Here is a 20,301-nt window from a genome sequence, read left to right as displayed (position 1 = left end):
GAGGGTAAATCATGAAAATAGAAAAACGAGGTGATTATCTTAAAATGTCAAAAGCACAACTCGTGGACGACAGGGTTGAAATTATCAAAAAGGCCCTAAAGACTATTAAAAAACATCGAGGTGAAAGAATAACCCCATTTTCAGAGCGGCTATCTGAGCATATAAAATCAGAGTTTAATGAAAATATCGTGTCAACCACGTTAAGAACAAACAAGGATTACAGGAGACTGGTTGATGGATTTCTCGATAAAGGAGCTGTTGTAAAAGATTCATCTGTTAGGCAAGAGCTAATGATAGAACGCTCATCAGTAAGGCTATTAAAAAAGCAAGTGGCAACACTAGAACAAGAACTTTCAAAGCAACTATCTGAGGTAAGCCTACTGGAAGATAAAAACATACGCATTAGAACACAAAAAGAGCCTGTGATAGATGATAGTAGTGCATTCTCAATTATTATGAAGCTATTAAATACTCTTGGTATGGACTCAATCAAAATAACAGAAGATGTTGTTATTGATACAGCATCTATAATTCCAAAAACATTATTTACAAAAGAAGATTGTCCTGAATTCTTCGAGTGGTACCTTAAAAACACAAAGGCACATCTGATATAGCCTAATGCGCCTCCTTGGTGAACTAAAGTCTTGCACATGAAAAAGTTCATGGACTTAATGTTTTTTATTGGCTTAAGTCCATAGCAAAGTAAGCGCGCAGTTAAGCAGTGTACTCAGCTAAATCAAGGCTTGAACTGAGCATGCCACGGTAATAAATCGCTTAAATCGGCACCTTCTACACGATTAGGTAATTCTTCGAACAGCTTCTGGAAATAAAAATAAGGGTTAATATCATTGGCTCGGCAGGTCATCACAATACTGTAAAGCACCGCACTGGCTTGGGCCCCTTTTACTGATTGTGCAAACATCCAGTTTTTCTCCCCGTCGTAAAGGGCCGGATATCCCGGTCAGTAACATTATTATCAATGCTCAATTCACCGTTTTCAACATAGCGTGTTAACGCTTGCCAATAATTCAACATGTACGATACTGCGGTACCCAAGTAGCTTTTGGGTAGTAGGGTTTGTGAGGTTTTATCTAGCCATATTTTGAATTTATCTAAAATAGGGACAGACTCGATTTTCCTTATTCTCTGGCGTTCCTTGGCGGGTCATAACTTGGTGCGCTTTTCTATCGCATAAAGTTTTTGAATCGTGCTGATAGCAAACAGCTTGCAGTAGGGCCGCGACGTCAGGAGCCTTCCTTGCCTGCACTTGTTATATGTTTAATCCATTTCGAATGTGCGGTATTCGCCAGAGTCATAATCATATATCTCGACTTCTGCGCCACTTCCTGAACTTTGAACATCTTGAACTTCACCGTAACGATATTCGCCACTGCCGTAATCGTAGTACTCAATTTCTTCACCTTCTCTGACCAAGTTGCCCTTGTCAATTTCTACATAGTTTCCAGACTCATAGTCGTAACCATCCCAAGCAAATGAAACAGCAGGAATAGCAAATAAGGCAATAAGAATTAGTTTTCTAAATTTCATGATGCGATCTCCTTTTTTACACATAAAGCCCGTCTCACCGATAAAATTTTTGATGGCGGCTTTTTTGCGTGCTTTTATGCAAAAAAGGTGAGAGTGGAAATTTTTCCGGTGCAGCCGTTTGTTAGGCAATTTTCCTATTACCACGAACCTTCATTAACCCCTGGATTTGAGTAATCATCGGATCCTGATCCGATCGACCCCTCATTTACTCCTGATGTAGAGTAATCATCATAGCCCGAGCCAATGGCACCTTCATTGATTCCAGACGTTGAGTAATCATCGTAATCACCAGCAATGGTGTGCCCCGTGAAAAATAAGGATGCAATAACAATAATATTTAAAAGTGAGGAGTAGTTAATTTCATAATCATAATTCCTAATCTATGTTGTCTGCCTAACGTATTAGTCCAACCGATCTTGTACCGCATAGGGAGGTACAGGATCGGCTGGTTCTGTTTTAGTGGCAGTGATAACCACCCGTTTTATGATTTGTATGGCAGCCATAAGCATCTGTTCCGCCTGAGTGGGCAAGTGCAGCACCAGATACAAATAAGCTCAATGCTATTGCAGCAATTACTTTTTTCATCTTTTTCCCTTTTATTAAAGTGAGGCGTGGATAATCCTTTAACAATCCTCTCTTCATATATGAACGCAACATTCTGTTGGCGATAATTCACCTATTACTGAAACATAACGAAGCTGTAGAATTTATCCATTTTCAGAAAAGAACTCTTTTACGAAATGTTCTAGGCTTTAAAAACAATAGATTAAAAAGTAAAAAACATACAGGAATTTATAAAAAGAGAGTAATTCTACAATCTCAACAACCAAGCTGTGCGGTGCAAATGAATCGCAGGCTCGCTAATGGGAGAAAGCGAGCGTAATTGGGATAACATCAACAGGAAAATAGTGCAAAAGTGTCAAGTCGGTTTGTGCCTAAAGCGGCCACCGCAACGTTTCAACTTTCCCTTAGACAAGGTCTGCCCAATTGCGATATGTTTATTACCACAACGGCATAAACATAAATACGCAATATATCACTTAATACGATTAACAGTTTTCCCCCTGATTTAACGTTTTACATAATACTGTTTGATAACCATATTGATTGCCGATAAGAGAATTGTGATCTTTTCTATGGCAACCGCAACTGCGAATCGGCTGGTTTATGTGATTAATAAATTGCTTATTTTCAACTAAAAGATGATCACCACATTTGCATATACATAACCAACAATTAAAATTATCTGGTACTAAATGGCGATGAGTATTGGGCGTTCAATAACTAATATAGATCCAAACATCTTGCCCTGGAAGTCGATATTCTCGTATTGTTTTTCCATTGAACCCACCATTACCCCTTGTAAACTAATAAATATTTTCCTCAAGATTTGTACACACCGAATAAGAATTAATAATCACTTTTTAATTATTCGAGTTCTTTGGCGCTGAGCGGTAATTACCATAACCCTTTATCCGTACATCTTAATTTTACAACGTTATTATCTCCACCTTGCAAACTCGTTATTTTCTTAGCTCTTTTACACTCCCATTCATTTACAGGATACATTTTATCCCAAGCGTTCATTAACTGCTTCTGAGATTTGCTCATGCTATATCTGGAATAAGTCTCATCCATATAAAGATACGTCCTAGCAATGCGGCCACGAGCTTCTACAGGTGGCTCTGCTTTCCTATTGTCTATTTTCATTTTACAACTGCCAAAATCACTGGCCTCCTCAGGTAGCATAGTGAAATTGTAATTACTTCTGAGTGCTTTAACAGCGCCAATGGCCGGGTACAAGTTGAACATATCCGCTTGCATATGCCGGTACTCAACATTAACTTTCTCAGCACATCTGCGGTCTTTGAATGACTTACCTTTATTGTTACTACATTGTGGAGAACCTTCTGGCCACTCTTTAAATGTACGTCCAAAGTTTTCAGCCGGAACGACATGCTCCCACTCCAATTTCTTAGCACGTTTCACGTATTTTGATGTATGAAAACCATTGGGTGCTGTTATCTGTTTTTTGGAGTCAAAAGAAGCTGCGCAGTAGATAGTTTCACGGTGGTCAAAATAAACCGATTTTTCTAACATCTTTTTGGCTTTTGAAAACGAGTCCTTGGTGGTGTTGCCAGCTGCGTAACTGATAGCGCTAAATGCTAGTAATAAAATTAATGTCGTTATTCGGATAGGTGAGAAGAACGATATTCTTGTTGTAGCCATGATGTTTCCTACTTGTTATTAATTACAATCACATGTTTTGCGAGTAATGGATTACAAAGTGGTGGCCAATCTTACTCAACCTCTTCATATTGATACTATCTATGAAGGCTATAATGAAAAAAAATCCAATGTTAATAATGCGTTACCATCCATTTTAGGTCTAGTGGCTCTTCGTAGCTCTCAATTTTAGAAATTAATATTCAAAAACCAAATAATGCATTGAATGTAAAAAAAATATCAAATAAAGTATTTTAAATACAAACAATATGGGTTGGAATGGGTGTTTCTATTGGCTCGTCAGGCTTGTTAAAATAAAGGATTTAATATGTCAGTCTTCCTAAACATAAATTCAAAACCTTCTTGTACTTGTATTAGGAGGTTCACATGAGTAATTCCTATGATGAATTGGTAATTAACTATCATGTTACAGAGATCTGTAATTATTCATGTAAATTTTGTTATGCCAAATGGGGTCGCCCTAATGAAATACATACGCAGGGGAACAATGCGGAATTAATGCTTGAAAAACTCGCCAGTTATTTTTTTAATGATGAAGGTAATAAAGTTAAAGATGAGTTTCCGTATAAAAGTGTTCGTATTAATTTTGCAGGGGGAGAACCTTTAATTCTTAAAAAACGTTTTTCACAGCTAATAGTGAAAACTAAAGAATTAGGTTTTAATTTATCTATTATTACTAATGGTCATTATTTAACAAATGCTTTTATTGATAATTATGGCTCTCTATTTTCGATGATCGGCATTAGTTTTGATAGCCAGTATTCCGATGCAAGGAAAAACATAGGCCGAATAGACCGCAAAGGTAATTCTTTTGATGAAGCTGACTTAATTAATACAGTTGCAAGGCTTCGGGCCGTCAATTCATCTATTACAGTAAAAGTGAATACTGTTGTAAATACATTAAATTATAAAGAATCATTTACTACATTAATGACAGAATTAAATCTGGATAAATGGAAAGTTTTTCAGGTTCTACCTGTGTTAAATAGCCATTTATTAGTGACTGATGAGGAGTTTTCGGAGTTTGTTCTTCACCATGCAAAATTACAGGATTTTATGGTTGTCGAAGATAACGATGCAATGACTAATTCCTATTTAATGATCAACCCTCAAGGCCGTTTTTATCAAAATAGTCAAACAGAAGAAGGCTACAAGTATGGCGAACTTATTTTAGATGTCAGGGTTGACCTGGCATTAAGCGTTTGTGCCATTAATTGGGAAACATTTACGAGTCGTTATAAAAAAGATGCAATAAATGACGCTGTTGACCTTATTGATAACAATGAATATCAGTTTAAGCAAAAAGAACAGTCCTCCGTTGTGAGTGAAGGATAATTAGTATGAATATGATCACTGATGATGAGCAGTTTGCTGCACTTTTTAAAGAGTCTATCGCTTCTGATTATAAAGATGCACTTTTGTTTACGAATGTTAATCCAGATATTAGTTTGCTGAAGTTTCGCAAAATACTTGAGTCGTTATGTTTGTTATATGCATAACATTATAACTATGAATTTGAGAATAATAAATTGTATCAGCGAATAAATGAGCATTTTATTTGTGGTGTTAACAAGGAGTCATTTCATGATGTTAGAATTTTAACAAATGAAGGTGTTCATATTGAAAAGAAGGGCTCATATAAAATCGATGAAATAGTATCTAAAGATGCGTTAATTAACAATGCAGTTGAATCCAGAAAGGGCATTTTGAATTTATTGGAGCATGCATTTTTAGAATTGAATATTAGTAAAGAAGTGCCCAATAGTTTGTTTTGTGTGTAATGTTGTATTGGATTTAAGGTAAACAAACGACCGTTTTATTTACATTATTTTTGTTTGCAATTTACTATCAATAAAATTGGATATGCGCGGGTGAGCACTGAAGAGCACTGAAGAGCAAAGTGAAGATACGCAACTTAATACCTTAAATTCGCATAGTTGTGAAAGAATGTTCATTGAGAAAGCTAGTTAAAAATCAAAAATAACACATTAATTAGCTCGTGTGATGGATGTATTACGCAAAGAGTATGTAGTTGTCGTGCAACGGCTAGATAGAAGCTCAAAAGACCTTATAGAGCTGCTCGATGGGTTTTAGACAAATTGTGTGCAATTCATTTCTCTAAGTGAAAGTATTGATACAACTAGTGCAGTAGGGGAATTAGATTCGGCCAGAGTCCTTGGGCTACTGGGTGCATTTCCGGGGCGTCAAATATCTATGGAAATTAGTGATTCAATCGCGCTTGCTGAATCAAATCAGGAGGATGAAAATAAAAATCCTCTCACTCAATCCCATGAAAAAATGATGGATATTTTTGGTCGTTTTAAAGAAGAAAAAATCGAGTTGAATTTGTTTACAACTGGCAACTGATAATATCTAAGCGATAAGATTTAATAATCCTAATAATATGTAAGGGAAATAAAACGGCTGATTATTCATCTCGCCACTTATTTGAATTATCGTAATTGTTGTCATTCTGCTAGGGCATTTAAAAATGAAGACTTCATTTATTTCTCCGCTGTTATTTTTACATTGTTTTATATACAGCACAGGCGTTATTCCGTTTTTCTGCTGTTAATACGGACTTTTTCCATCTATTCACTTGATAACTATTTTATTAACCATTTTAATTGTTTGATTTTATGGTTAATAAATGTATTGTTATATCAATTTTATCAAATTGATATATTCCGGATTTCCACCGTAAATATGGAATTTTTTGGTTTAATTCGCTGTTAGGCCAAAATTTAAACTTTGCTGTTTTAGCCAAGTTAACTACCAAGGATAAGTAATGAGCTATGTAAATAATAATTTAATGAGTAATGAAGATGTAATATATGAAGCTAAGATACATTGGTTTATTTTCGTACCAAGTGCAGTGCTCTTTCTGTTAGGGATTATTTATTCTACTGACGGTGCTGGAGGAATATTGTTCTTAATTGCAATTATCTTATTTGTTAGGGCTATTATTGCTAAAGCTACTACTGAACTTGCTATCACCTCAAAAAGAGTAATAGCTAAAACCGGCTTAATAAGCCGAAGTACAATAGAACTAAATCATAGTAAAGTTGAAAGCTTTAATATTGACCAAAGTATATTTGGCCGTTTGTTTGGCTACGGTACTCTCGTTATAAATGGTACTGGTGGCGGTAAAACCCCTATTTCAAATATAGATGCACCGTTAGAATTCAGGAAGAATGCAATGTCTACTATCGATGCAACTCAATCGTAGTATTGGCCTAACAAATCGTTTAAACGGACGTGTAACAGTTGGCTCGCGCTCGTTCCTCGCACAGTTTAGCCAGCTATTTCACACCTCTTAACGCGGCGTTATACGCTTTGCCACTACACAAGGACAGGTAGGAGTCTATAATGATATCTTTATTCTGGCAGATATGATCCCGGGTAATTGGCTTAGTGCATATTGATTTTTATATTTGGAGTTTTAAGCTCTGTTTCATATTAAACTCAATGTTTATTTTCAATAACTAAAAAGGTGGTATAAGAATGGCAGTTTCTCTACAAAAAGGTGGAAATGTTTCACTGGATAAAGTTGCGCCAGGTATGACTAAATGTTTGCTTGGTTTAGGTTGGGATGCAAGAAGTACTGACGGAATTGATTTTGACTTAGATGCATCAGGCTTTATGGTTAATACAGAAGGTAAAGTACTTTCAGACAAAGGTTTTATTTTTTACGGTAACGTACTTTCTGAATGTGGTTCTGTTGAGCATACGGGGGATAACTTAACTGGCGAGGGTGATGGCGATGACGAAGTGATTAAAGTTGATTTAAGCAAAGTCCCTGCTGATGTTGAAAAAATTGTTGTTGGTGTGACTATTCACGAAGCTGAATCACGTAAGCAAAATTTTGGCCAAGTTTCTAATGCTTTCATCCGCGTTGTAAATGATGCAAACAAAGAAGAAGTTGCCCGTTACGATTTATCCGAAGACTATTCTATTGAAACTGCACTACTTTTTGGTGAATTGTATCGCCATAATGGTACGTGGAAGTTTAAAGCAATTGGTCAAGGTTTTGCGGGTGGCTTAAAAGCGATGGCGCAACAATTTAACGTTAATGTTTAATTTTAAATAAAGTTAGTCGAACCATATTTATCCGGGGGAACATCTGTTCCCTCTTTTTTTTGCATATTTAGATTAATGGTATCGATATGGCAATTTCGTTACAGAAAGAGCAAAAAATTAGCCTTGAAAAAAGTAATGGTTGGAACCTGAAACAAATTTTTGTTGGTGTGAACTGGGCCGCTATTGAAAAAAAGGTTATTTGGCGGCATAAAAAAGTAGCCATTGATCTGGATGCGAGTTGTATTATTTTTGATGCTAATAATGAAGTCATAGACACTATCTATTTTAGAAAATTAACAACCCAAGGTATCAAGCACTCTGGTGATGATTAATAAGAGACTTTTATTTGTATAAAATCTTAAAGGAATAAACGATGGGATTTAGATTTAGGAGAAGTATTAGTGTATGCCCTGGTGTGCGAATAAATATAGGTAAATCAGGGGTTTCCAGCATGAGTATTGGTCCAAGAGGGGCATCTGTAACGGTTGGAAAACGTGGGACCCACGCTAATATTGGTTTACCTGGTACTGGTTTAAGCTATAGAAAAAAAATGTCTGATAACTCTTCGGATAAAAATATCCCTGCGCAAGTTGATAATAGTGAATTAATTAAATACTTGGAAACAATAGAATCAGAAATGGATTGTATTATTAATATTCATTTGCTTACTCCTAATATCAACAATGGTATTTCCTTTCAAACATTAAAGCTGCAGTATCAACAAAGCTTATCTGTTCCTTTCAATATCCATCAGCCGCTGAAACCGACAAAACCGATTCCAAATGAGAAGCCTATTTTATCTAATGGTATTTTCGCAGGTTTTTTTGATACTGAAAAAAGTAAACAACAACATCAGATTCAGTTACAAGCAGATTTAAAGCATTGGGAAGAAAATAATATAAAAAACAATGCAAATTACATCAAAAAACGCATTGCTTGGGCTAATGAATATGCGCTATGGCATAGCGATAAAACAGAACATGACCATACTCGACTACAAAACCAATCCCAAATAAATGAATTATTTTCCACGGATAGGAATTTTTTTGAAAATAAATTGAATGAGGCGTTAGCTTTAACAGAGTGGCCTAGAGAAACGAATATTTCTTTTGAAGTTATTTTAGATCAATCTTTAATGATTATTGACGTCGATTTACCTGAATTTGAAGATATTCCTGAGGTTAATTTCAGGCTAAATAAAAAAGGCGATGGATTGCTTGAAAAACAGAAATCTGGCAAACAAATTCGTTTAGAGTATGCGCAATTAGTTCATGGGATTCTAATGAGAATAGCGGGGATAGGGTTCTATTGCCTCCCATTAAATAGTGTCAAAGTGAGTGGCTACACTCAGCGTATAAATAATGCAACTGGTTACGTAGAAGATGAGTATATCCTTGCCGTTGAGATCCAGAGAGAAGCATTTTCAAGCCTTAACTTTGATGCATTAGATAATGTGAATCCAGTTCACGCTTTAGAACAATACAATCTAAGCAGGGAAATGAGTGTGACTGGTTTATTTAAAAAATTAAATTAAGTAAATGGATTGAAGGTCAAAGAATTGAACAGAAAAACATATAACTCTTTTGAAATTAAGATGTTAAAAGCAGTCGTTAGAAAAGCTCATGTTCACCTTTTAGTTTCAACTTCCCAGATTTAAAATTTTGTGCTGTTGCGGCAATCTCTGTCAATAATGGTTTTGTTAATGTAGGACAATTAAATAGATTATTTTTGGGCACAAAGACTGTGATGAACCCTTTGGATGGGGGGTAATTGGAAATTTGGCAGTAAATAACCTTGTCATTTATGATTATTTTACCGATCAACTTTATTTTAAGCTAAAAAATGGACGATATTATTTGAATATAAGTACTTAATAGGCAATGATTTTGCAAATTCTGATTACTTAATTAATGCGTTTGGTATAATTTACAAGTATAGACAACAATCATTTGGAACAGAGCCTTTAAAAGATACTTTTACATATAGCGGTCATGATTTTTGTTCTTTTATTGTGATATATTTTAGATGTCCATTTTATGTGTTGCTCTACAAATAAAATGGACATGGAAAGTATTGGACAGATTGCGACTGTCTCTTTTTTAATAAAAAATCAGCAACCTACATAAAAAATATTATATAAAAGAGGTGAAAAAATGACAACTGAATTACAAAAAGGTGGTAATTGCGCTTTAGCATGTTCTATAGGCACTATTTTTATTAAACACCCAACTTCAGCAGCAATAGATATAAATTTAACTGCATTTTTGCTTGATGATTCAGGAAAAGTAAAAAATGATAATGGTATGGTTTTTTTTAATCAACCGAGTGACATAGCCAAAACCGCACAATTCAAACCTCCCATAAATGAGCGGGATATAACCATACATCAAATTGATTTTTCTCTTAATACTGCTTTAACGGATATTACTAAAATAGCAATTACCTTAACTGAAGATAATGGTATTGGTTTTTCTGATTTAAACTTAACAGCTGAAATTCATTGTAACGGCACGGTTACTTTACTAACACCTCAAGCGTTTAGCACTGAAAAAGGCATTATCGTTGCAGAAATATACAGTCGTAATAAGCAGATCAAAGTTCGCTCTATTTGGCAGGGCTTTGCTACTGGGTTAACAGGTTTGTGTGAACATTATGGTATTGAAGTCGATAACAAAGAAGAGCCACAAACCCAACAAGTTAAAAAGGTTAATTCTAGTGTTAATTTGGAAAAAGTCAGCGGAAAAATAGATTTATCTAAAGGTAAAAAAGCCATACTTATTGAAAAAACAGCAGAGATCACTGCATCTATTTCCTGGGACAGCAGTACCGATTATGATGTATATGCTTTGGTTTATCTCAGTAATGGCGAGCAAATTGATGTTGCCATGTTTGGCGCTAATGGCGTTCCAAAGCTTCAAAACTATAATAAAGGGGCAGTGCATCATTTAGGTGATGTTGGCTGCGCTAAAAAAGGTTTATTCCAGAAAAAAAATCAGAGCAGCAAAGAAGAAATAAAAATCCGCCTAAATGATACAATTAAAGCTGTCGTACCAGTTGCTTACTCAGCTCAATCTAATGGTACTGGCTCATTCCATAAATATAAAGTGTCAATGTTGATTGATAATCACAATGGTACAGAAATTAATATTCCAGCTGAAAATGCGAATAAAGATAATAAGATATATACCTGCGTTCCAGGCATCATTGTCAATACGCCAGATGGAGTGTTAATTAAAGCGTTAGAATACTACAGCAAACCCGGTTCCGAAAATCGTCCTAGTTTAGAAATGGACCGAAACGGTATTGTAAATGTACTTATGGATTGTGGGCCTGTGAATGATTATAAGTAAGGCCAATTGGTAAAATTCAAGAAATTCTTTGGCAGATTTAACCCTGAAGTACATCGCCATTAATCAGCCATAGCTACCATATGTTCAGCCATTAATTTGGCTGGCGTTTTGTAATTTTAAGTAACTGGACACCCATCTAATTGACTAAATATTAGTCTATTTTTTATTTTATTTGGTTAGAAAGATTTGTGGTATGATTCGCTTGTTAAGTCGCCCAAAGCCTTTGATTATGACTCCGGCGCAGATCTGTACGTGCGCTACTGACGCATATGGCTTCGACATCGGGAGTTATGGAAAATAAATACATAACGGTGTGTTAGGTGTTTATAAGGCTGGCTCACACGACCTATCCTTATTAGTTACATTTTTTTAACCTTAATCTCCAACTTTCAGTTTGCCAGCTTCAGCTTGCAAATTTCTTGATGACAATTCATAAAATATTGCACTCACTGGTGGGCGATAATTGGTACTACCAGCTTTAAGCATGTATTTGTATGCGGAGCAATTTGTTCCTGAAACAGAACCATTTTTGCATTTCTCCAGATACCGGTAATAAGCAGATGTGACCTTTTGTGCATAATTTAGATCAATAACCGAATTTATTGGGCCCGAGTAAATTCCCAAGGATTTAAGTATTTTTTTATTGGTGGAGATATTCTTTGGCCCCCATCTCTTTAGTGCTTTTGCCACGTATTGGTCAACCGATTCATATTTAAAATTTAGATTTTCATTGCACAACGTCAACCCATCACTAATTAATTTTGATAATCCTTTAAAGTTATTTGAATGCTCCCTTCCAATTTTAGTTAAACCTCCATCAATTCCTATGAAGTTATTTTTTTTCATCCAGTTCATTGCTTGACCATTTAATGCATAAGTTGAATGTATTCCATTTAACCATACTGCTTTTCGTCTACTATCAATGTTTTTACAAAATAAGGTTCCTCCACTATCTAAAGGAAAAGGCCAAATACCTTTATACTCATCGGCTTTAATTTTAAGCTTAAATCCAGTAGTTATAGATTTACTAACAGACTCTATATCCTTTTTAATTTTATGTTTACTATAACCACCAATGTCGATTATTTTACCATTCTGAGTTCTTAATAGTGTTGACCATGGCATAGGTTTTTGATTAGTACTGGACACAGGTTCTTCAACACCTGCAAGCTCTAACCATAATAATTTCCCATCACTAGATTTAACTTGTACTAATTCTCTATTTTTATAAAAAATACGGTTTAAAAAACTATAAACAATATTCCCCTCTCTAAGATAAAAACAATTTTTATTAAAGTCTTTCATATCATAAGTTTCACTTTTATCGATGAATGCTTCCCAATATTTTTTCTCAGGGCATGCGGAGCCACCATACTTAAAAGATATATATTTAAGTTGTTCAGATGATTTTTGATTTGAAACTTTATTCGAATTAATTACTACTTGCTCTTCATATTCACAGATTTGATCTGTAAATGTTGTTTTTCCATTTACTTCACAAGTGTATACTTGTGCATAGATTGGTAGGGCAATAGTAAAAAAAAGCGTTGTAGTTAACATTTTAAAATATATGGGCATATCTGATTCCTATAAATCACAAGTACATACCAACGCCTTAATAGCTGACTAAATTTTCAAGTCACACTTAAAATGTTCGTAACTCGCTTTTGCCACTTCTTTTGAGTACTTCTTCTCGTTTAAGCCATTTATGTATTTATTTCTATCAGCTATAACATCTGTTCGATACCCTTCTGGCAAACTAGCATCGATACGGTCAGCTTCCTTTATTAATTTATGAGACTTTTTTTGATCGTATAATCTACCACTATCGATGTACTCCAATAATGCAGAACAATAAGTAGCATCAAATGATGCATTGATTTTGTCTTCAGGCACTTTTGCTAAAGCGGTTTGACTGACACCTAGTATCAATATTATTATTAGTTTTTTCATCGAATATCCATATTTAAGTTAATAGCTAGAATTAGTACTTAACTGCTTGTTAGGTGGCAAATGACGTAAAATCCGGCACTACCTATCTTGATCAACAGAATATCTGTTATTTACCACGCAATCAATAAGTCACAATAATATCATGCAAAAGTAAACGCTAGGTTGTTCATATGCCCTTGATTAATTTTATATTTCTGGTGGAGACACGGGACTTTCAGTAGGGTTATAAATTTTTTATTTTTTAACTGGTTACAAAAAAGTGGACGCACAAAATACCTATTATGGTAAGTAGCGACTTTTTCTTACATAAATAACGGTTTCATTATCAGATTTGAAAAAAGCACTTAAAACCAAGAGTCAATTAAGCTATATAACCTTAAAAATAGCAGGTTAAAAATTTGTTTTAATGACTGTTTTTCGAGCATAAAAATGCTTTTTCCACTTGGTGTTTTTTTCAAGCTCAAATAGCCAAATGAACCAGTTTCTTTTTTGTAGTGGGTAAGTGATACTGATCCAAATTTTATAAGTTTCTAACTCGCTTGGGGGCACGAAGCGATTTAGAGTATTTGCTCTATTCATCTGTTTATACTACCCCATTTACGCTAGCTTTCTCCCAAGACCGAGTGTAAAAGTCTTTCTATCCTTATGTTTAGATTTTGTAAGAGGCCGCATTAACACGACCGCTCACAGGTAAAATTGCAAGCGTTAGCGAGCAATTTTGTCCTTGTGTAGCGAATTGTTAGGCGAACTATATGATGTCAAGAACGACATATGCTACTAATATTGCGAAACAACTTATTCCGACACGTTTGAGTGCTTTTGACCGACCAGCCTTGAACATCCACCACAACAACCCCAAAACCATTGCCCAAACTAGATACTGTGTCGCATTGGTGACTATCCGCATCCATCCCACTTCGCTTTTTAAGTCTAAGCCAGAATCAAAATGTGCCCCCGTCTGTACAAACTCTAAAAGATGCTCCCTGTTATTCGGATGTAGCGCGATACTATGCCCCCCATCGAACCAGCCCACTTTTTCTAATTTTGACCGAGCCATTTTGTCGCTGTTGCCTTTAAACAGGGTAACGCCTGATGGCCCCACCTCTGACGAACCTAGTGCATTTAAAGCGGCACATAGTATCCCGACGGGCCAATCCTCTGTCGCAACATCATATCTTAATGACTTGATTTGCCCTCTCTTGAAAATATTTGCCCAATCATATTCATCAGATATAACTGGAGCCACTAAAGATACATTATTGAACTTCATGCTTGGTGTTGACTTCAAACTATTTGCAAGTATATAGGTGCCATTGCTATGACCAATAAAATCAAATTCTGCCAAAGGATTTGCCGCAACCAATTCGGAGTATAAGTCGCGAAATTTTGGAATGTTTTTTTCTCTTAATGGAGAGAAAGCGAAATGAGCAGCAGTAAAATATCCATAATCGGGAGCTTCTACCGACTTTTCACCATAGACTTTTGTTGCTTGATTTTTTAAATCTATTACCCATTCAGAATTAGTAGAATCACGAATTCCATTAAGAATTATCAATATTCTTGATGACCCATGATAGGTATGATTTGATAACTCTTCTGGCTTGTCAGAAAATAACTCCTTCTCAAACAATTTCCATCTCTGTTTAGGCACACTGGTATATTCTGGTTCGAATCTAATTAAATCCGCATGCTTGGCATCTGCCACTCGCTCTAGCACATTTCCGCTAAACGCTTCAAGGTCTGCATTATCTTTCTCGTTGACTACAGAGTCTTGATCACCCCAAAACTGGACAACTCTTGGTGTTGGTTTTTTATCACGTGCAAGCTTGGCAAAATATCGCACCCAGGAAATACGCGTATCGACGACGAAATCAGAACCGTAAGCCATATCTTCTAATATAAATCTTGGGTGAGGCACACTTCTAAGAAACCAGTTTGCTAATCGCGCCCACCAATGCATACCATTTGGTATCCCTCGATTGACAGAGGCAAACAATAAAATACGGTCGACTTTGCTTGCCCACTCAGTGTGAGCCTTTGAATAGTCAGAAAACTGACCAGCAGCTTCAAGGTATGCTCGTCTTGCGATCATACCTCCGATACTATGCCCTATCAGTGAAACGTACTCATACTTACCAGTCGATACAACTTGATTAATGCAGACACTAATTGACTGAGCAATATCCCTCACGTTACCTAGAGATGTGAACCCAATATCGTGATTTATAAATAACCATGCGTATTCTTTTGATTTTGGGTGTTCTTTAAACTTAATATAAAAAGATTCCCACTCCTCTCTTGTATGAGATGTTGCAGGGATCACTACCATCAGTTTACTCGGTTCGAATCCTGCGGCACTCTTTATTGGATCTGAGCATAAACCTGCATGAGAAATAGAGGGGGATAAAGCAGTGAGGAATAGAAGCAAAGCAAACAAATTTAAGGTTTTTTTGTTTTGAAATAGTGCACTCATTATTTTTCTCTCCGGATGACTTTTATATCCCTAACGTTGTATTAGTTTGCATTCTTACTAATACACATTTAAAATTTTTTATTCTTAAAGATTAGACCAAAACAAGCATCAAAACAGTTAGACGGCATATAATAGTGATTTGTAAATTGAATCTTTATCTTGGGGAAATGAAGCATTTGCATTTATAGAGATCTCTATAAATACAAGCTATAATAAAAATAATTTTTTATTTCAACACGTTAAAGAATTGAGGATGTGGAGCTTGTGCATGACTAAGGACACATCACTAGTGCTATCGGACCTAAGTTTGTTACAAAAAATCACCACGCACACTTCATCATAAAAATGAATGATCGTATTTAAGTCCGAAGGCACTAGGGCCTACACCCTGAAAAGACCTGGTTAACCTCAACTCATAATAATTAAAGTGTAATATTCGTTAAAAAATTGATGCTATCACCAGGCTCGCTTTTCCCGAGTTGGGCGTCGTAATGCCCAAGTAAATTTAGTCGCTAGTTTTATAACGCAATGGGGGCGTTAATGCCTCCATCGTTCCATCTCGTAATTGAGCACGTTATTAATCGACTCTCAGTTCGAGACCCCTCTACTATACTTTCACTGACTTTTTACTATCCTTATTATGATTAGGCAAAAAAAGGGGATTATTATGAGCAAAGGTAGTGGAAACGGTTCCAAAGAGGGCCTTAAAAGTGGTGGTTCTAAAGGCAGTGGCAGAGGTCCATCGAGTCATCCTGGGCCCGGGGGGAATTGGCCAAGTACAACTCCAAATCCATCCGGCGGAGATCGAGGAAATGCAACACCAAAGGGCAAATAAGTAATACTTAAGTGATACAGATAATTAGTCTAAAGTTTGATCAAATTGAGGCGAAAGTGATGTATGCAACAATCTTTCGCCTAACTAAATCATTAATAATTACGTTTCTGTTGCTTCTGAAATAGTTAATGCGTCTTCGATTTCAACTCCCAAGTATTCAATCGTGCTTTCCAATTTTGAATGCCCCAGTAATAATTGTATTGCCCGAAGGTTTTTCGTCTTTGCATAAATTAATGATGCTTTCGTTCTCCTGAGCGAATGAGTGTTATATTGGGTTAAATCTAACCCCAATTTTTTTACCCATTGCTTAACTATTCCTGAATAATAGTGATAACTTATATGACTACCTTCCTTTCGTGGGCTCGGAAATAAATAATCCGAGGGAGTTAAGTTCTGGTTATGTATCCAGAGAGTTAGACATTGTTGAGTTTTAGGTGTTATTTCAAATTGGACTTCACGATGAGTTTTCTTTTGTTCAATTATGGCCCGGGATTGAATTAATGAACTAGAAGATATATCACGTACTTTGAGTTGAATTAAATCGCTAGAGCGGAGCTTACTGTCAATTGCCAAGTTAAATATGACTAATTGTTCGAGGTTATGTTCTAATTCTAAACGAATTCTAATCCTCCAAATATCTTCTAGTTTAAACGCTTTTTTCTGACCAACCCGTTTACCTTTATTCCAAGCTTTCATAACATTCTCCTTTTATATAAATGTCGTAGTAAGCTTTAAGCGCTGCCATTTATAATACAATTTTTAAATGCTCAAATTATCTGTGTAAAGTCATTTCTATCTTGTTGGTGCAGTCCAATATATTTATACGTATTGTGATACTGAATAGGTAATTATGAATGGTGTTCTGCAATTACAAAAAGCTATTTATGCTAAGGTATCATTTATTGCTACCAAGCAGTTTGGGGATGAGCTACAAGCTTTATTACTGAGGTAATGTGAGCACAAATCACGATAAAAAGGAGTTTACACCGTGCATAGGTATGTAATTAAACAGTGCAAAATAATTGTAAGTATTATTGCTATTCTTTACTCATCTGCCGGCATAACTGCTGAAATTGTCAAAATGAGTAAGAGCGGGATTTGTCATGATAGTAGTAGCTCTTATTATTCGCGTACAAAGAGTTTTACAGCTTTTGATAGCTTGCAACAGTGCTTAGATTCAGGCGGCCGATTAACAAAAGAAAAACAACAAAGTAAAGCAACTCAAGTTGCAGATAATAGTTATGATAGAGATAAGTTTAATCATTGGATTGATAGTGACCATGATTGCTTAAACACGCGGCATGAATTGCTGCTGAAGTTATCCACTGGCACTATCGACTATGGGGAGAATAAATGTTTAGTAGAGAGCGGTAAATGGCTAGATCCTTATACAGGAAAAACCTTTTATAACTCCCGTGATCTTGATGTTGACCACCTCATACCCCTTAAATGGGCATGGCTTCATGGCGCTGATAGTTGGACTGCTGAGAAAAGGAAGACATTCGCAAATGATGACTCCAATCTTTTCGCTGTAGAACTAAGTGTAAATCGTCAGAAAGGAGCTAAAGGACCTTTGGAATGGTTGCCGCCTAATGAAGCCTTTCAGTGCCAGTATATCGTTCGTTTTAAACGTATCGCTTTAAACTATGGATTGGAATTTACCAAACATGAGACTGTAGAGCTAAGTCAACTTCAAAAGACTAAGTGTGGAAAATAATAAGCTAAAAAAAGTAGCTGCTTAGTATTAATAAGTGACTTCTTTGGTGTAGGAATAGCATTGACTATAAATTATGTATGGCAGTTATTAAGTGCTGCTATTTGTTTTATTACAACATTTTCCTGGGTGTTTATTGGGGCTATATTGAAAAAATTACTTTTATTCGTTTTGTTAATAACACCACTTTCACTTTTTGCTAAGCCTAAAAATTACGGTTCAGTCTTAGTTGTAGAGGTCACCAGTATTTACGATGCAGATACGTTCAGAGTAAATATTAATGACTGGCCTTCCCTCATTGGTGAGAATGTTCGTATCCGAGTGAATGGTGTTGATGCACCAGAAATTCGGGGGAAATGTGATTCTGAAAAAAAAGGCGCTCGATTAGCTAAACAATTCACGGTCGGCAAGCTCAGGAACGCCAAAACAATTGAGTTGCGCAATATGCAGCGTGGAAAATACTTTAGAATTCTTGCTGATGTCTATGTCGATGGGAAAAATCTGACCGAACTGCTTATTACAGCCAAACTTGCGCGGCCTTATGATGGTGGCAAAAGAAAGGGGTGGTGTGATAACTCATCCCCAGTTAATTAAATAATCATTCCATAGCAGTGATTTGAGGTGTGCTATCAAATAGAAAGTCAATCATAAGGGGAACTTCTTAAAACTTTCCTTAGTTTGATTATTAAAGCCAATTTCGAGTGAATAATGGACTATTTACCATAAACGGTATTTCGTGCATGACGTCTTGTAGGTTTCTAAGTCGGAAAGGGGCACATAGCGCCTCAGAACTTTTACTCTATTTATCTTTTGAGGCTACCCCATTTACGATCACTTTCTCTCAATACCTAGCGTAAAGACCTATCTATCCTTATAACTAGCTTTTGTAAGAGACTGCATTAAAACGCCAGCATCAACTGCGTACCAATCTGCCGCCTTTTGTGCGGGTTTTGCACAAAAGCTGACAGGTTATGGAGTCAGATTGCAGGCGCTTGTTATGTACTATCTGACGTACTTAATTCAATCAAATCCATTGAGTTAGATATAAATTCACCATTCTCGTCGAATAAAAAGCTGTAGCAACCTTTTGACACATTATCTTCTGTAAAATATGTGTCTGGGCATGGCATTTTTGTTACATATTCTGAAACATTTGCATAAAGAATTTCACCAAGCTCTTCTCTAGTGTGGTCTTCAAGTTCAAGTGTTTCAGGTATATTTGCGGAAATATAAAAATCACTTGTTTTTGGATCGAACTTAGTTTGATAACTTGGTCGATACTTAAGTTTGTAATTTAAAAGTGTTAGATGAGAGAGAACCTCTCGAAGTTGTAATGGAGATAGAGGCGCAGATAGACGATTAAAGTGGCCAGAAAAAAAGTTTAGTGCAGCGCAAGAGTCATCTAAAACAGCCAAAAAAGCTATATCATTAATTCTTAATAAAATTGTATTTGCAGCATATATATCTCGATAATCATATGAATCTAGATGCTCAGCAGTTTTAGCAGGAAGTACCAAAAGTGATCCTAGACATTCATTCTCAATCGAAATTCCATTTTGAAGAGCACGCACCATGCAGTGAATATGATGTAATAGACCCCAATCATAATCGCTAGAAATTGACTCATCTCCTTTTCGCCTATCAAGATGCTTCCTCGTATAGCTATCTTTTAGATGCGTTTTAAAGAAAATAAGAGATAACCATAAGAATATTTTCCATGGCCCATTTTCTTGGATATAAGAATTAACAGACTCTAAGCCGCCATCAATAACAGCTCTAATTTCTTCCTCAACATTAGTGCCTAAAAAGGAGTTACAATTCTTACAGCATGGAACTGTATATTGGTCATATCGGACTGAAGCTTGATTTGGAAGAATAATTTTTAACTTATATATATCAAGCATACGAAGAACCCATTTTGGGATTACATGCTCTTCATTAAATTCTTTCTCTTTAGGGGATGCGCCACACATGAAGCAACAGCCACCTTCACAGATGTCATTCACAAATCGATCGAAACTAAAGAAAATAACGTTACCTTTTTCATCTTTCAAAGATCCATCGCTGTGCTTTAGAAATACTTTCAATTCTCTCTACCTTC

20 protein-coding genes and 1 pseudogene are annotated in these 20,301 nt (G+C 35.9%); 12 read left to right on the top strand and 9 right to left on the bottom strand.

Going from position 1 to position 20,301, the window contains the following annotated elements:
* Nucleotides 1-11: 11 nt before the first annotated feature.
* Nucleotides 12-614 (top strand): hypothetical protein, encoded by a 603-nt coding sequence (locus tag PING_RS13330; protein WP_011770861.1) that lies wholly within the window; start codon nucleotides 12-14, stop codon nucleotides 612-614.
* A 122-nt stretch (nucleotides 615-736) separates the two neighbouring features.
* Here the strand turns inward: PING_RS13330 and PING_RS21450 are convergent.
* The 4 genes and pseudogenes from PING_RS21450 to PING_RS13315 all read right to left on the bottom strand — a co-directional run.
* Nucleotides 737-1,218, bottom strand: a pseudogene (locus tag PING_RS21450) (IS66 family transposase); the annotation flags it as partial.
* Between the two features lie 60 nt (nucleotides 1,219-1,278).
* Entirely contained in the window at nucleotides 1,279-1,692 is a 414-nt protein-coding gene (locus tag PING_RS13320; RefSeq protein ID WP_011770860.1) for a DUF5334 family protein, read from the bottom strand.
* A 312-nt stretch (nucleotides 1,693-2,004) separates the two neighbouring features.
* Nucleotides 2,005-2,133, bottom strand: a complete 129-nt coding sequence (locus PING_RS20660; protein ID WP_157035372.1) for a YHYH domain-containing protein — start codon at nucleotides 2,131-2,133, stop codon at nucleotides 2,005-2,007.
* Nucleotides 2,134-3,006: 873 nt separating this feature from the next.
* Nucleotides 3,007-3,777, bottom strand: coding sequence for an endonuclease (locus PING_RS13315; RefSeq protein ID WP_011770859.1), 771 nt, complete (start codon nucleotides 3,775-3,777; stop codon nucleotides 3,007-3,009).
* A 384-nt stretch (nucleotides 3,778-4,161) separates the two neighbouring features.
* Here PING_RS13315 and PING_RS13310 point away from each other — a divergent pair, with 384 nt between their 5' ends.
* From PING_RS13310 to PING_RS13275, 8 genes are all read left to right on the top strand, one after another.
* Nucleotides 4,162-5,130, top strand: coding sequence for a viperin family antiviral radical SAM protein (locus PING_RS13310; protein ID WP_011770858.1), 969 nt, complete (start codon nucleotides 4,162-4,164; stop codon nucleotides 5,128-5,130).
* Between the two features lie 5 nt (nucleotides 5,131-5,135).
* A complete protein-coding gene (locus tag PING_RS20655) occupies nucleotides 5,136-5,294 on the top strand; it encodes a hypothetical protein (RefSeq protein ID WP_157035371.1) in 159 nt (52 codons plus the stop codon).
* A gap of 604 nt (nucleotides 5,295-5,898) precedes the next feature.
* Nucleotides 5,899-6,162: a hypothetical protein gene (locus PING_RS13300; RefSeq protein ID WP_011770856.1), complete on the top strand. Its 264-nt coding sequence runs from the start codon at nucleotides 5,899-5,901 to the stop codon at nucleotides 6,160-6,162.
* A gap of 421 nt (nucleotides 6,163-6,583) precedes the next feature.
* Nucleotides 6,584-7,024: a PH domain-containing protein gene (locus PING_RS13295; RefSeq protein ID WP_011770855.1), complete on the top strand. Its 441-nt coding sequence runs from the start codon at nucleotides 6,584-6,586 to the stop codon at nucleotides 7,022-7,024.
* Between the two features lie 275 nt (nucleotides 7,025-7,299).
* Nucleotides 7,300-7,875, top strand: a complete 576-nt coding sequence (locus PING_RS13290) for a TerD family protein (RefSeq protein ID WP_011770854.1) — start codon at nucleotides 7,300-7,302, stop codon at nucleotides 7,873-7,875.
* 86 nt (nucleotides 7,876-7,961) lie between these two features.
* Nucleotides 7,962-8,207 (top strand): TerD family protein, encoded by a 246-nt coding sequence (locus PING_RS13285; protein WP_011770853.1) that lies wholly within the window; start codon nucleotides 7,962-7,964, stop codon nucleotides 8,205-8,207.
* A gap of 41 nt (nucleotides 8,208-8,248) precedes the next feature.
* Nucleotides 8,249-9,409, top strand: a complete 1,161-nt coding sequence (locus PING_RS13280; protein ID WP_011770852.1) for a DUF4236 domain-containing protein — start codon at nucleotides 8,249-8,251, stop codon at nucleotides 9,407-9,409.
* Between the two features lie 619 nt (nucleotides 9,410-10,028).
* Nucleotides 10,029-11,225, top strand: coding sequence for a TerD family protein (locus PING_RS13275; RefSeq protein ID WP_011770851.1), 1,197 nt, complete (start codon nucleotides 10,029-10,031; stop codon nucleotides 11,223-11,225).
* A gap of 375 nt (nucleotides 11,226-11,600) precedes the next feature.
* On the opposite strand, the gene PING_RS13270 is transcribed toward PING_RS13275, so the two are convergent.
* The 3 genes from PING_RS13270 to PING_RS13255 all read right to left on the bottom strand — a co-directional run bounded on the left by PING_RS13270 (nucleotide 11,601) and on the right by PING_RS13255 (nucleotide 15,651).
* Nucleotides 11,601-12,803: a hypothetical protein gene (locus PING_RS13270; protein ID WP_011770850.1), complete on the bottom strand. Its 1,203-nt coding sequence runs from the start codon at nucleotides 12,801-12,803 to the stop codon at nucleotides 11,601-11,603.
* A 48-nt stretch (nucleotides 12,804-12,851) separates the two neighbouring features.
* The gene (locus tag PING_RS13265) at nucleotides 12,852-13,178 is read right to left on the bottom strand and encodes a hypothetical protein (RefSeq protein WP_041766494.1); all 327 of its coding nucleotides are present in this window, start codon (nucleotides 13,176-13,178) and stop codon (nucleotides 12,852-12,854) included.
* Nucleotides 13,179-13,926: 748 nt separating this feature from the next.
* Nucleotides 13,927-15,651: an alpha/beta hydrolase family protein gene (locus tag PING_RS13255; RefSeq protein ID WP_011770849.1), complete on the bottom strand. Its 1,725-nt coding sequence runs from the start codon at nucleotides 15,649-15,651 to the stop codon at nucleotides 13,927-13,929.
* A gap of 667 nt (nucleotides 15,652-16,318) precedes the next feature.
* Here PING_RS13255 and PING_RS21060 point away from each other — a divergent pair.
* Nucleotides 16,319-16,486, top strand: coding sequence for a hypothetical protein (locus PING_RS21060; RefSeq protein WP_198134693.1), 168 nt, complete (start codon nucleotides 16,319-16,321; stop codon nucleotides 16,484-16,486).
* Nucleotides 16,487-16,585: 99 nt separating this feature from the next.
* Here PING_RS21060 and PING_RS13250 read toward each other — a convergent pair whose 3' ends face one another.
* Nucleotides 16,586-17,182 carry a tyrosine-type recombinase/integrase gene (locus PING_RS13250; RefSeq protein WP_011770848.1) on the bottom strand — a complete coding sequence of 199 codons (597 nt, stop codon included), beginning with the start codon at nucleotides 17,180-17,182 and terminating at the stop codon, nucleotides 16,586-16,588.
* Between the two features lie 292 nt (nucleotides 17,183-17,474).
* Between PING_RS13250 and PING_RS13245 the strand changes: the two genes are divergently transcribed.
* Nucleotides 17,475-18,203 (top strand): HNH endonuclease family protein, encoded by a 729-nt coding sequence (locus PING_RS13245; RefSeq protein ID WP_011770847.1) that lies wholly within the window; start codon nucleotides 17,475-17,477, stop codon nucleotides 18,201-18,203.
* Nucleotides 18,204-18,263: 60 nt separating this feature from the next.
* Complete coding sequence (locus PING_RS13240; RefSeq protein WP_232279365.1) at nucleotides 18,264-18,794, top strand: thermonuclease family protein; 531 nt, start codon at nucleotides 18,264-18,266, stop codon at nucleotides 18,792-18,794.
* Nucleotides 18,795-19,195: 401 nt separating this feature from the next.
* On the opposite strand, the gene PING_RS13235 is transcribed toward PING_RS13240, so the two are convergent.
* Nucleotides 19,196-20,287: a hypothetical protein gene (locus PING_RS13235; protein ID WP_041766492.1), complete on the bottom strand. Its 1,092-nt coding sequence runs from the start codon at nucleotides 20,285-20,287 to the stop codon at nucleotides 19,196-19,198.
* Nucleotides 20,288-20,301 lie beyond the last annotated feature (14 nt).

The sequence above is a fragment of the Psychromonas ingrahamii 37 genome, assembly GCF_000015285.1.
Lineage (GTDB): Bacteria > Pseudomonadota > Gammaproteobacteria > Enterobacterales > Psychromonadaceae > Psychromonas > Psychromonas ingrahamii.
Note: the sequence above shows the minus strand (reverse complement) of the source record. Positions and strands in the feature narration are given on the sequence as shown.